11 protein-coding genes and 1 other annotated feature (1 of these 12 cut by a window edge) are annotated in these 13,300 nt (G+C 39.8%); all 11 genes read left to right on the top strand.

Translation table 11 applies throughout. The features are described from left to right. Window positions 1-244 precede the first annotated feature (244 nt). The 11 genes from polA (at window position 245) to FCL54_RS02255 (ending at window position 13,003) form a co-directional block, all read left to right on the top strand. The gene (gene polA, locus FCL54_RS02205; RefSeq protein ID WP_138122702.1) at window positions 245-2,878 is read left to right on the top strand and encodes a DNA polymerase I; all 2,634 of its coding nucleotides are present in this window, start codon (window positions 245-247) and stop codon (window positions 2,876-2,878) included. A 28-nt stretch (window positions 2,879-2,906) separates the two neighbouring features. Next, window positions 2,907-3,734, top strand: a complete 828-nt coding sequence (mutM, locus tag FCL54_RS02210; RefSeq protein WP_138122704.1) for a DNA-formamidopyrimidine glycosylase — start codon at window positions 2,907-2,909, stop codon at window positions 3,732-3,734. Between the two features lie 67 nt (window positions 3,735-3,801). Next, window positions 3,802-4,434 carry a sporulation membrane protein YtaF gene (gene ytaF, locus FCL54_RS02215; protein ID WP_138122706.1) on the top strand — a complete coding sequence of 211 codons (633 nt, stop codon included), beginning with the start codon at window positions 3,802-3,804 and terminating at the stop codon, window positions 4,432-4,434. Between the two features lie 78 nt (window positions 4,435-4,512). After that, on the top strand, window positions 4,513-5,121 hold the full coding sequence (coaE, locus tag FCL54_RS02220) for a dephospho-CoA kinase (RefSeq protein WP_281281340.1): 609 nt from the start codon (window positions 4,513-4,515) through the stop codon (window positions 5,119-5,121). A 500-nt stretch (window positions 5,122-5,621) separates the two neighbouring features. Next, window positions 5,622-6,650, top strand: coding sequence for a glyceraldehyde-3-phosphate dehydrogenase (locus FCL54_RS02225; protein ID WP_138122710.1), 1,029 nt, complete (start codon window positions 5,622-5,624; stop codon window positions 6,648-6,650). Between the two features lie 467 nt (window positions 6,651-7,117). Continuing rightward, window positions 7,118-7,501: an adenosylmethionine decarboxylase gene (gene speD, locus FCL54_RS02230; protein WP_138122712.1), complete on the top strand. Its 384-nt coding sequence runs from the start codon at window positions 7,118-7,120 to the stop codon at window positions 7,499-7,501. Between the two features lie 299 nt (window positions 7,502-7,800). Beyond that, the gene (locus FCL54_RS02235) at window positions 7,801-8,190 is read left to right on the top strand and encodes a cytosolic protein (RefSeq protein ID WP_138122714.1); all 390 of its coding nucleotides are present in this window, start codon (window positions 7,801-7,803) and stop codon (window positions 8,188-8,190) included. A 192-nt stretch (window positions 8,191-8,382) separates the two neighbouring features. Beyond that, the gene (gene nrdR, locus FCL54_RS02240; RefSeq protein ID WP_138122716.1) at window positions 8,383-8,847 is read left to right on the top strand and encodes a transcriptional regulator NrdR; all 465 of its coding nucleotides are present in this window, start codon (window positions 8,383-8,385) and stop codon (window positions 8,845-8,847) included. A 229-nt stretch (window positions 8,848-9,076) separates the two neighbouring features. After that, complete coding sequence (locus FCL54_RS02245; RefSeq protein WP_138122718.1) at window positions 9,077-10,468, top strand: replication initiation and membrane attachment family protein; 1,392 nt, start codon at window positions 9,077-9,079, stop codon at window positions 10,466-10,468. A gap of 22 nt (window positions 10,469-10,490) precedes the next feature. Then, window positions 10,491-11,420, top strand: coding sequence for a primosomal protein DnaI (gene dnaI / locus FCL54_RS02250; protein WP_138122720.1), 930 nt, complete (start codon window positions 10,491-10,493; stop codon window positions 11,418-11,420). Window positions 11,421-12,145: 725 nt separating this feature from the next. Continuing rightward, the gene (locus tag FCL54_RS02255; protein WP_138122722.1) at window positions 12,146-13,003 is read left to right on the top strand and encodes a putative sporulation protein YtxC; all 858 of its coding nucleotides are present in this window, start codon (window positions 12,146-12,148) and stop codon (window positions 13,001-13,003) included. Between the two features lie 78 nt (window positions 13,004-13,081). Next, window positions 13,082-13,300: a binding site (T-box leader), on the top strand; it runs 9 nt beyond the window's last position.

Here is a 13,300-nt window from a genome sequence, read left to right on the forward strand (position 1 = left end):
GTAATAATTGACCCCTTCATCATGACGAGAGCATACTTATCTTTTTAGGCGAGAATCGATCTCGTCTCTTTTTTTTGCCTGCTTATGTGTGAATCCATTTATAAGCAGATGTATAAAAAGGTCCGTTGAATTTTCTTTCGATTTGCCATCATGGTAAAATGAAGAAGGTTCGACGTTTTTTTTACATAACAACTTTTTTAGCAATTAAAATATAGCAGTTTATGACTTGATGGGAGGAAAGAGTGTGAAAAAGAAATTGGTTTTAATCGATGGAAACAGTATTGCTTACCGTGCATTTTTTGCGCTGCCGTTGTTAAATAATGAAAAAGGTGTATATACGAACGCTGTTTACGGTTTTGCAACGATGTTGTTTAAAATATTAGAAAATGAAAAACCAACCCATATTCTGGTGGCATTCGATGCGGGTAAGACCACATTCCGCCATAAAACATACACAGAATACAAAGGCGGAAGACAAAAGACTCCACCAGAACTAAGCGAACAATTCTATTTTATTCGTGAGATGCTCGATGCGTTTAACATTTCTCGTTATGAAATTGAAAATTACGAAGCGGATGACATCATTGGAACTGTTTCCAAACAGGCTGCCAAAGAAGGCTATGAGGTAAATGTTTTTTCTGGAGACAAAGACTTGCTACAGCTTGTTTCTGATAAGATAACGATTTCTTTGACAAGAAAAGGCATTACGGATATCGATACGTACAATCCTGAATTCCTCCATGAGAAATATGGTATATCTGCTGAGCAAATAATCGATATGAAAGCTTTGATGGGAGATAACTCTGACAATATTCCTGGTGTGCCTGGAGTCGGAGAAAAAACGGCTTTGAAGCTTTTAAAGCAATTTGGAACTGTAGAAAACATTTATGAAAGTATTGAGGAAGTGTCAGGAAAGAAGCTGAAGGAAAAGCTTCAGGATAATCATGAACTGGCGGTTATGAGCAAGGATCTTGTAACGATCTTCTGCGATACTCCGATCGATTTTAGCCTGGATTCTATTTCGTATTCGGGATACGACGCCAAAAAAGTGTCTGCCTTATTCAAGGATTTAGATTTTAAGTCGTTGTTGTCTCGTATTGAAGGAGAGGGCACTGAAGAACCTGATGCAGATATAGAAGAATTGGAATTCGAAAGGTTAACAGAAGTGAAAGACGAGGCCCTTCATTCCCCGGCTGCGCTGATGGTAGAGGTAATGGATGAAAACTATCATAATGCTGATATCCAGGGAATAGCGATTGTAAATGAAAAAGGAAAGTTTTATGTCCCGACAGATGTTGCGCTATCTTCGGAACCCTTCAGAGAGTGGGCGGCAAATGAAGATAAGAAGAAATGGGTTTTTGATGCGAAAAGTGCGGTCGTGAGTCTCGGCTGGAAGGAAGTTCCCCTTGAGGGAGTTGACTTTGACCTTGTCATCGCATCTTATTTGCTAAATCCTTCCGAATCAAATCACGATATTTCAGCAATCGCAGCAAGGCAGGGGAAGAACCTTGTCCAATCGGATGAAGTGGTATATGGAAAGGGAGCAAAAAGAAAAGTACCCGAAGAGGATGTTTTGTCAGCACACTTAGTCAATAAAGCATATGCGATATATGAATTAAAAGATAAGTTAGAAGAAGAGCTTCGAGAAAACAATCAATATGAACTTTTCTATGAACTTGAAATGCCTTTAACACTGGTACTTGGGAAAATGGAAACGACCGGAGTGAAAGTGGATTTAAAACGACTGGAGAAAATGGGGAAAGATTTAAACAAAAAGCTCCAGCAAATAGAAAAAGAAATATATGAGCTTGCCGGGACAGAGTTTAACATTAACTCTCCAAAGCAGTTAGGAGAAGTTTTATTTGATAAACTCGGACTGCCTGTCATCAAAAAGACAAAGACTGGATATTCCACTTCTGCGGATGTTCTGGAAAAGTTGGAAAGCAAACATGAGATTATCTCAAAAATTCTACACTATCGCCAGCTCGGGAAGTTGAATTCTACCTATATCGAGGGACTGCTGAAAGTTATATACAGAGATACAAATAAAATCCATACACGCTTTCAGCAGGCGCTTACACAAACAGGAAGGTTAAGTTCTACTGACCCGAACCTTCAAAATATTCCGATCAGGCTGGAAGAAGGAAAGAAAATCCGTGAAGCTTTTATTCCTTCAGAAAAGGATTGGCTGATATTTGCAGCAGATTATTCCCAGATTGAATTACGGGTACTCGCTCATATTGCGGATGACGATAACCTTGTAGAAGCGTTCCGGAACGACCAGGATATTCATACAAAAACAGCTATGAACGTTTTCGGAGTAGAGGCAGATGAAGTAACAGGCAATATGCGCCGCCATGCAAAAGCCGTGAACTTTGGGATCGTGTATGGTATCAGTGATTTTGGTTTGTCGCAAAGCCTTGGCATCACAAGAAAAGAAGCAGGACAATTTATTGATCGCTACCTGGAGAGCTTTCCAGGTGTTAAACAATACATGGATGATATCGTACAGCATGCAAAGCAGGAAGGGTTCGTTTCTACACTTATGCATCGTAGAAGATACCTGCCGGAGATTAACAGCCGCAATTTTAATCAGCGGAGCTTTGCAGAAAGAACCGCAATGAACACCCCTATTCAGGGCACTGCTGCTGATATCATTAAGAAAGCAATGGTGGAAATGGCGGAGCGGCTTGAAACAGAAGGTCTTCAGGCACGGATGCTACTTCAAGTACATGATGAATTGATATTTGAAGCTCCTGAGGAAGAAATTGAAGACTTAAAGCGAATCGTGCCGGAAGTTATGGAAAATGCAATTGAACTTAAAGTGCCGTTAAAGGTGGATTATTCCTACGGTTCAACATGGTATGACGCTAAATAGGATAAAGGATTTTTGAGGAGAGACTGATATGCCCGAATTACCGGAAGTAGAAACAGTTAGACGAACATTGCAAAACCTTGTGGTCGGCAAGAAAATAGCCGATGTAAAGGTACACTGGCCTAAAATCGTCAAGCTGCCTGATGATACAGAAGAATTCCGCATGAGGCTAGTTGGACAAACCATTCATGATATACAGAGAAGAGGAAAGTTTTTAAAGTTTATTTTAGATTTCGATGTTCTTGTATCCCATCTTAGGATGGAAGGCCGTTATGTTCTCGCTGACCAAACAGATGACTATGATAAGCATACCCATGTTTTTTTTACATTCACAGATGGAACAGAGCTTCGCTATCGGGATGTACGAAAATTTGGAACGATGCATGTATTTCCAAGAGGTGAAGAAGAGAAGCATTTGCCGCTATCTCAATTAGGTTTTGAACCATTGTCAGATGAGTTCACTGCTGAAATACTTGCCGAAAAAGTGCGTAAAACAAAACGGAAAATAAAGGTAGCGCTTCTCGATCAGACACATATTGTTGGTCTCGGTAACATTTATGTGGATGAAGCGCTTTTTAAAGCGAAAATACATCCTGAAAAAATAGCCGACCAGCTTTCAGAAGAGGAAATCTCCCTTCTCCATAAAGCGATTATCGGCACGCTTTCTGAAGCTGTAGAACAGGGTGGCAGTACAATCCGTTCTTATGTGAACGGACAGGGGCAGATGGGAATGTTCCAGCAAAGCCTTTATGTTTATGGAAGAAATAAAGAAGCTTGCCGTATTTGCGGGAGCGAGATTGAGAAAAACGTTGTAGGCGGCAGAGGTACCCATTATTGCCCTGATTGCCAAAAACGATAGGATAACGTACATCGAATAAGCTCCCTCCATATACTATTCTAGGGTTGAATGGAGGGAGTAAAAGACAATGCAATGGATTTCCCTTTTCTTATTAGCCTTTGCTGTAAGTATCGATGGATTTAGTGTGGGATTAACATATGGACTTAGAAAAATGAAGATTCCATTTAAGTCTATCGTGATTATTTCTTGTTGTTCAGCAATTACTCTTTTGGTTGCGATGAGTGCGGGCTATTTAATCCAGGGATGGCTTTCCCCGGTTGCTGCAGAAAAAATAGGCGGTCTTATTTTGATTGTTATCGGTTCATGGGTTCTCTATCAAGTAATGAGACCGTCAAAGGAAGATAAGAAGGAATCGGTCCAAAGGACATTGATCAAGCTTGAAATTAAATCGCTTGGTGTTGTTATCCAAATTTTACGAAAGCCCACTGTAGCAGATTTTGATGATTCAGGTACGATTACTGGCATTGAGGCTATCCTGCTTGGAACTGCCCTTTCTTTAGATGCATTCGGGGCAGGAATCGGTGCGTCGCTTGTGGGATACTCCCCTTTATGGACGGCCGTATGCATAGCGATAATGAGCTCTGCCTTCGTTATGCTCGGTTTAAAATTTGGAAATGCTGCCTCAAGGTTTAAATGGGTAGAGAAACTTTCCTTCTTACCGGGATTCCTATTGATCGTTATCGGTGTTTTTAAAATCTAGCTTTGCCAGTAGTAAATATTAGTATGGTTAAATGAACAGCCGCTTTTTTATGGAAAGCGGCCTTACATAGTAAGGAGGTTGGTTGTTTTGATCATCGGGCTTACAGGCGGTATTTCGAGTGGAAAGAGCACTGTGTCAAAGATGTTTAAGGAGTTAAATATCCCGGTAGTAGATGCAGATGCAGCAGCAAGAGAAGTAGTGGAACCAGGGGAGAATGCTTATCAGGATATTGTCGAGTACTTCGGTGGGGACATCTTGCTCGAAACAGGATATATCGACCGGAAAAAACTTGGTTCGATTGTCTTTAAGGACGAAGAGAAGCGCAAGGTGCTAAATAAAATCGTTCATCCGGCAGTGCGGGAAAAAATGCGAAAAGATACGAAAGAACACTTTCAAAGCGGCAGCGAAACTGTTGTAATGGATATCCCTCTTCTATTCGAAAGCGATCTAACCCACATGGTTGATAAGACGCTGCTCGTTTATGTGAGTGATGATATACAACTTCAAAGGTTAATCGAACGCGATAAAAACGGTGAGGAAGATGCCAGGCAACGAATAGGCTCTCAAATGCCTTTAGAGGAAAAGCGTTTGTTGGCTGATGAAATAATTGACAACAATGGAACAATCGAAGAAACTAGAAGCCAGCTTCTAATAGTGTTGGAACGCTGGAAGGTTATTCACACATAAAAAGGCCGGAGAGCGGTCTTTTTGTTTTATGATTTTTAGTAAGGAATACTGATACATAAGAATTTGGTGGAGTGGCAGCTTTGGGGTGTTGAAAACAACAGTGTTAGCTTGCAGAGCAGGACAATTCTTGAATGCCCTGGTATCCAGGGGTTAGATTTTCTTTTAGAAGAAATCGATTATGATGGGAGCTGACACGTTAGTCAGCTCCCTGATGCTTTGCACCTGGGAGGCTCTCCGCCCTCCTGCCGGACGGAAATCAACCATTCTCTCAATTGAGAAAACAAGCATTTTTTGTCTCTTTGTTATGTGTCCTACCACGGCAACAAAGCTAAAATGACAGTAGTTGTTACAATATATTCACTGGTCATTTGCCTTTTTCTAAATAAAACCTAATTAATCGTAAAATTAGCTTTCCTTTTGCATATTATATGTTATACTAATTTTGAAAAAGGGTAAGAAAAGTATAACATATATAAGATGATGGGTAGGAGGAACTTTACATGAAGGCCAAAATTGCGATTAATGGGTTTGGAAGAATTGGACGTATGGTTTTTCGCAAAGCCATTTTAGATAATGAATTAGAAGTGGTAGCAATCAACGCAAGCTATCCTGCAGAAACGTTGAGCCACCTTATTAAGTATGACAGTGTACACGGTACTTTTGAAGGAGAGGTAGAAGCTACTGAAGACAGCATTATCGTAGACGGAAAAAAAGTAAAATTATTAAATAACCGCGACCCTAAACAGCTTCCATGGGAAGAGATGGAAGTAGATATCGTGATCGAAGCAACTGGTAAGTTCAGATCAAAAGAGACAGCTGGCTACCATATCGAAGCAGGAGCGAAAAAAGTAATCATTACAGCGCCTGGTAAAGATGAAGATCTTACGATTGTGATGGGCATAAATGAAAGCGAATACAACCCTGATGTACACCATGTGCTTTCAAATGCATCTTGTACAACAAATTGCCTTGCTCCTGTCGCGAAAGTAATCGATGAAGAGTTTGGAATCGAGTCAGGGATGATGACAACGGTTCACGCTTACACAAATGACCAGAAAAACATTGATAATCCGCATAAGGACCTGCGCCGTGCGCGTGCATGCGGCCAATCGATTATCCCTACTTCTACGGGTGCTGCAAAGGCAATTTCTAAAGTGCTTCCTCAACTGACAGGAAAGCTAAACGGGATGGCACTTCGTGTTCCAACACCAAACGTTTCACTGGTAGATCTAGTTGTAGACGTAAGAAAAGATGTGACAATTGATGAAGTGAACGATGCGCTAAAGCGTGCTTCAGAAGGGCCCTTAAGAGGAATCCTTGGTTTCACAGATGAACCTTTAGTGTCAATAGATTTTAACGGAAATGAAAATTCCTCGATCGTAGATGGCCTTTCCACGATGGTTGTCGAAGACCGCAAAGTTAAAGTACTTGCCTGGTACGACAACGAATGGGGCTATTCCTGCCGTGTAGTAGACATGGCGAAGTATGTGGGAAAAGAAATTAAAAGCCGTACGGGCGTTGGTGTGTAATAAAATAAATAAAGCAATAACAAAGGCCGGGTCCTAAACCCGGCCTTTAATATGTATTTTTAAACAGCTTTTAAAACAAGACAACAAAGCGATTCATCTTTGCTGCCCCTCAAAAAGAGATTAAAAAATCTCTTTTGTAAAAGCGTAAGCGATCGGCGTTCCTGGGTTTAAAGATTCGTCATGCTCGCATGTAAGAAGCTTTGGACCCTGGAGCGTCGTGGGGGAGCAAACTTGTCAGATAATTGCATAAACCACAATCGAAACTTATTCTAAAAAAATTAATATTTATTTATTGCAAAACAATACTAAAACCTTTATACTTTGTTTCGTGAACTTCAAAATAGCAATTAGGCATTGGAAACTACTTAAAGGGTTAGGACCTCATCGGACTAACTTTCCCCCGTGGTAGTATTTCAATTCCGCATGCTTACGAAGGCATGAGAATTTAGTTAAAGGGGGACTTTGCTATGGACACAATGGGACGTCACGTAATCGCTGAGTTATGGGGTTGCGATGTTGCAAAGTTAAATGACATGAAGTTGATCGAAGAAATTTTTGTTGAGGCTGCATTAAAGTCAGGTGCCGAAGTACGTGAAGTTGCATTTCATAAATTTGCTCCTCACGGTGTAAGTGGTGTGGTAATTATTTCAGAATCACACTTAACGATCCACAGCTTCCCTGAACACGGTTATGCAAGTATTGATGTTTATACATGTGGAGATTTAGACCCGAATGTTGCAGCAAACTACATTGCTGAAGCACTTGAAGCTGAAACTCGTGAAAATATTGAATTGCCAAGAGGTATGGGACCGGTAAAAGTACCACAAAATGTACAAACGGCGGTTAGATAACCTTTTCAAAAGTAGAGATGCTCAAAGCATCTCTTTTTTTGTCCCAGGATTTATTTATAGAGAAAATTACTGTTTAAAACTATTTTTTGTGTTGTAATATGAATTCCCACGCGATGTCTCTTTGCTCCCCTAAATGCTGCATCATACTCGCAGGTACGAATCTAAGAAAACAGAAGAACCGACATTGAGAGCGATCCGTGTAGTTTTACCTAAAGGCTAACAAATCCTTTTGGCCGATTAAATTGAATTCCTTCCCGATTATTGCTATGCTGAAAAAAATAACAAGGGGGAAACAACATTTGTCTATCAAAAGCCTTTTGACAAACCGAGCTGAAACAAGTGAAAACCATCCTGAAGAAAAATTGAAGACCCATTATTTCAAAGTTCCTAAAGACAGGGCAATGAAACAATGTGCTGAAACCCTCCTGAAGAACGGAAACTGTGAGCTTCTTTCCGAATCGCCTGAACGAGGAGAAATGGTCTTTAAATTAACCAAACCGAAAAAAGCTTTGATCGTTGTGACGGTTATTTCTGTTCAAGCATTCCGGACAGCCATTGATTTTTCTGTTTCTACAGAAACCCCGCTGCCGGTGGATTTTGGTTTTAGCCGCAAGTTTATCACTAACACGTATGATGAGTTGAAAAAGCAATTGCCATATATCGGAACAGGTATTGCAGAACAAATTTAATTAACATCCTTACTTACGACTTAAGATGTGATAAAATGAAACTATTATAAGCAAGGTGTGCCGCCTCAAGGCACTTGACGAAGATTACGCTTATTAGCGAGTTCTTAACAACAAGAGTTGATTAGTTTGTTTGTTGTCGCTGGCTATTAACATCTTCGAAAATAGAATTTTCTAATTAGTGGAGATGATGGTATGCGATGTCCTAACTGTCAGCATAACGGTACTAGAGTATTAGATTCGAGGCCGGTACATGACGGACGATCAATAAGAAGAAGAAGAGAATGTGAAAGCTGCAATTACCGTTTCACAACATTTGAGACCATTGAAGAAATTCCTCTTGTTGTCGTAAAGAAAGAAGGAACAAGGGAAGAGTTCAGCCGTGATAAAATTCTTCGTGGTTTAATCAAAGCCTGTGAAAAGCGGCCGGTTCCCCTTGAAAAGCTAGAGACAATCGTCAATGAAATAGAAAAAGAGCTTCGCAATCAAGGTTTCTCAGAAGTGAGCAGTGACGATATTGGCGAGATGGTCATGGACGAGCTTGCTAAGGTTGATGAAGTTGCTTATGTAAGGTTTGCTTCTGTTTATCGCCAGTTTAAGGATATTAATGTGTTTATACAGGAACTAAAAGACTTAATAAATCGTGCAGACAAATCATAGGAGCTTAAGACAAGTTGGCTTAAAGCTCTTTTTTCGTTAGGTGTTTTTGGCTAAAGGTTGGAGGATTGCTTTTTTGCTCTCCCGGGCCTCTTTTTGTGTTCCTGTAAAATAGATCCCTTATTTTATTTTTAGGGAGAACAAAGATGATAATCCTGATAGTCCCTATTATTAGCAACTAATTAATCCTTTATGGAATAGAAAGATAATTTAACTTTTAGTGGTGAGAAAAATGCATTGGAAAGAATTATTGCCGGTTGACCGGCTTCAGGTTCGTTCGAGAGGTTTGCTTCATGAGTATGACCGGAAAGTACTTACAATGCTTTACCAGCCTCTTGTTGGAGCCGTTGCTTACAGCTTGTACATGACGATGTGGAGCATAATGGAAGAAAGAAGCCTTTCTTCTGAAACATCCACCCATCATCAATTGATGAATATGATGCAAATGGGCTTAAAACAAATATATGAAGAACGGAAAAAGCTTGAAGGAATCGGATTATTGAACACCTATGTAAAAAAAGAGGAAGACAATAAAGTCTTCCTATATGAATTGCAATCTCCTCTTACTCCAGAACGTTTCTTTAACGATGGCGTTTTAAATGTATATCTATATAATCGGCTGGGAAAAACAAAGTTTCATTCGATCAAATCCTATTTTGAAATTCCTTCCGTTAATGTTGATGGATTTGAGGCTGTAACGTCTTCCTTTAACGAAGTATTTACTTCGCTGCACCCTTCTGAAATGGTTCCCGAACGTAACTCTGAGACAGAGGATATTCTTCAGCAAACAGATAATAAATCTTACATAGGACGGAACGAGTCTAAGGGAGTTGAATTTACCCAACGGACAGATTTTGATTTTGACCTGATGCTTCAAGACCTTTCTGACTTTATTGTTCCGAAACAACTGTTGACGCAGAGTGTAAAAGAAACGATACTAAAGCTTGCGTTTGTTTATAAGATCGAGCCTCTTGAAATGAGCAGGATTGTACAGCAGGCATATATTCATCATGAAGTTATTGATGGAGAAATGCTCAGGAAAGAAGTGAGCAAGTGGTATACGTTTGAACATGGAAAAGAACTGCCTTCCCTTTCCTATCGAAAACAGCCGGTTACGCTGCAGGAGTTCCATCAGAAGGTGCCTGTGACGGAAGAAGAAAAGACTATTAAAGCTTTCGAGATTCTCTCGCCTTACGAAGTTCTTGAAAAAGTATCAGGAGGAGGAAGGCCAGCTTCAGCAGATTTAAAGCTTGTGGAAGGGATACTTTTTGAACAAAAGCTGAATCCAGGTGTAGTAAATGTACTGATCGATTATGTGATGACGACTAACGATATGAAACTAGTAAAATCATATGTAGAAAAGATTGCCAGTCATTGGGCGAGAAAAAAAGTTAGTACTGTAAAGGAAGCGATAGCCCTGGCACGATCAGAACATAAAAAATATCAAGAATGGCACTCTTCTAAAGATAAAGGAAAACCCCGGAAATCAACAGGAAGCGTAAGACAGGATAAACTGCCTAAGTGGATGAATAATAAAAAAGACCAAACTGAAAAGATTTCAGAAGATGAATGGAATGCAAAACAAAAACAATTAGAAGCAATGTTGAGCAAATACAAAAAATAGGGTAGTGGGATGAGGTGATACGATGGAATCAATTCAAGAGTCTTTAAAAAAGATGCCTCAAAGTGAAACGTTTAATAAACAATATCGGGAATTAAGGCAAAGAATTTTTTCTGATAAAGGAGTAGCAGGATTCTTCGAAAAACATCCGGAAATTACAGAGGACATGGTGAAAAGAAGTCTTGCAAAACTCTACGAATATACGAACCAGTCCCACTCCTGTGACGGATGCGATTCGTTGTCTGCCTGCAAAAATATGATGCAGGGCTATGAACCACATTTATTTATAAACGGGAATTCGATTGATCTGGAATATAAAAGATGCCCTTCTAAGCTTAAAGATGACGAAAAGAAATCAAAAGAAAGATTGATTCAGAGCTACTACATTCCAAAAGATATATTAAGTGCAACTTTTTCCACGCTTGATACAGATCCTACCCGCATGGAAGCGATCCAGTATGCCGTCGATTTTGTAGAAAGTTTTGAACCGGGAAAAACCTTTAAGGGTATCTACCTTTATGGAGATTTCGGGGTTGGAAAAACCTACTTGATGGGCGCGATTGCAAACCAGTTGGCAGAAGAAAAAGGAGTCAAGTCATTATTTGTCTATACACCGGACTTTTTCCGTGAAATGAAGAGTGCAATCCAAACCCAATCGATTGATGAGAAACTAGACTTTATTCGATCGGTACCATTACTGATCCTTGATGATATTGGTTCGGAAAATATCTCAGGATGGATTCGAGACGATATTCTTGGATCGATCCTACAATACCGTATGATGGAGAGGCTGCCGACGTTATATACTTCAAACTATGATTTTAACGAATTAGAAGAACACCTGGCTTATTCCCAAAAAGGCGGGATCGAAGAGATGAAAGCTAAGAGAATAATGGAGAGAATCCGGCATTTTGCAGATCCGATCTATCTTGGCGGCAAAAATCGGAGAGTATAATAAATTAAGATAAACGCCCGTCTAAAAAAGACAGGGTGTTTATTTTTGGCTCTTTTCTAAAAGATTGTTGGTTTTGCACAAAAGAGATAAACTGCGAATCAATTGCAGCATTGATTTCCACTCCGGGGCAGTTCGCTTTTCGCGGGCAACGCTTCAGCTGTGGCTTTTCCCGCAGTACAAGGAAGGCTTCGGCAGCGTTACATTTTCGAGGAGTCGACTGCCCGCTGTTCCAATCAATAGACGTTTTTCAAAGATGTTGAACGTCAAAGTACAACTCAGCGGAGGAAACACACGTAGACTCCTTGAAAATGAACATCATATTTTCTTCGTGCGATGTCTTGCTCTCGTTGCCTTCCTTATCCTGCGGGACAGCGAAGACGTTGAGACCCCGCAAGGAGCGTTTTGTGCGAGTGAAGAGGCTCAGCGCGAGCCCGCGGAAAGCGTAGTGTATTTCCGTAGCGGTCAGCAGTAACTTACGTCGCAGTACATCTCTAATGTGAAGCTTATTAAGCAACAAAGCATATGAAAAAAAGCCTTATCTTTACGATTTAAAAAGGCCTGTTATTTATTCAGGCCAACCAATTTTATAAGAGGGCGGTTAGTTTAATCTTCAATATTATTAGCTGACATTTAAAAATAACAGAAAAAAATCACCAATTAATCATGTTTCCCTTACTGTTGCCATATAGTTTTACAAGATACGTGTGGGACAGGGAGGGACTTTTGTGATCGCAATTTCATTTCGCCATCAAAGTGATGCTGTATTTGTACATACACGCTTAAATCAAAAACTTTCTGGAAAAGGGTTGCTGAAATCTGTAAGTGCAGCTATAGAGAAAACGTGTATTATCGTAATCAAGACAACCCCTCTTATTTATAAAAGACAGGTGCTTCCATGCCTTGCTAAAGCTTTAACGGAATGTGTCCTAGAAAAATATGAAATGAACTGGTATGAACAAATGATCGAACATCAGTTTTATTTTAAAGAAAAAGAAGAGCAGAGGGAAATTATCTCTTTAGCGATGGCTATTTCAGCAAGGGAACGGCCAGATATTCCGGAAACTGCAAAAATACCTGCTGGAAAGGATCTGTTATTTAATGCTTTTTATGCTTTTTTAAAAGAAGAATGCTCATTTTCTTTTGATTCGTTAATCCGTTTTAGGCTTAAGGACTATTTCTTAACATTAAAGGAACTGGTAGGAATAGCGATCGATGAATATAAGCTTGAGCAAGAATATCAGAATTTTATTGACCATTTAAGGCACTCGGTTCAAAAGCGCCATCCTGTAAAAGTGGAAATCAATCTTTTGTACGATAAATATTTTTTATTTTATGATGAACATTTTCGCCTGCTTGGCAACAATTATTTGAAAAGCTTTATTGATGAAGAGATTAGACACTTTAACGGCTTTGAAATAGATCCGTGTGTACTTGGGCCACTCATTGGGCTCGCGCCAAGAAGAATTTGCGTTTATACGAATGAAATCGATCTTGGTCTTTTACAAACAATCCAAAATGTGTTCCAGGAAAGAGTAGAAATTAGGAAGAAAGTTGATTTTTATAACATTAGAACGCTGGGATAGGAAAAAAAGAAAAAAATATTCCACTGCACTTGATTTTCTTCCTTAAAATTTTTATAATACGTACATACATTATCGAAATTAACAGTGATGACGAGGACAAGAGTTATTTTTTACGGTTCACAGAGAGGGAAGGCTTGCTGGAATCTTCCTAACACGAATGAATAACTTACCGCCTCTGAGCTCCAACGATGAACCGATTTAGTAATCGTTGGCGTAGATGCTACGATACAGCGCACTGAAGCCGATTTGCAGTTTTTGCTTATCGGGAAGCAGGGTGGAACCACGAGAATAACACTC

Origin of the sequence: Exobacillus caeni, assembly GCF_005747095.1 — a bacterium.
Classification (GTDB): Bacteria; Bacillota; Bacilli; order Bacillales; family Guptibacillaceae; genus Exobacillus; species Exobacillus caeni.

Bases quoted from the DNA above. Each gene is read 5' to 3' on its own strand.
- dnaI (WP_138122720.1), top strand. From the start codon at position 10,491: ATGGAATCAATTCAAGAGTCTTTAAAAAAGATGCCTCAAAGTGAAACG.
- FCL54_RS02225 (WP_138122710.1), top strand. From the start codon at position 5,622: ATGAAGGCCAAAATTGCGATTAATGGGTTTGGAAGAATTGGACGTATG.
- ytaF (WP_138122706.1), top strand. From the start codon at position 3,802: ATGCAATGGATTTCCCTTTTCTTATTAGCCTTTGCTGTAAGTATCGAT.
- nrdR (WP_138122716.1), top strand. From the start codon at position 8,383: ATGCGATGTCCTAACTGTCAGCATAACGGTACTAGAGTATTAGATTCG.
- FCL54_RS02245 (WP_138122718.1), top strand. From the start codon at position 9,077: ATGCATTGGAAAGAATTATTGCCGGTTGACCGGCTTCAGGTTCGTTCG.
- speD (WP_138122712.1), top strand. From the start codon at position 7,118: ATGGACACAATGGGACGTCACGTAATCGCTGAGTTATGGGGTTGCGAT.
- mutM (WP_138122704.1), top strand. From the start codon at position 2,907: ATGCCCGAATTACCGGAAGTAGAAACAGTTAGACGAACATTGCAAAAC.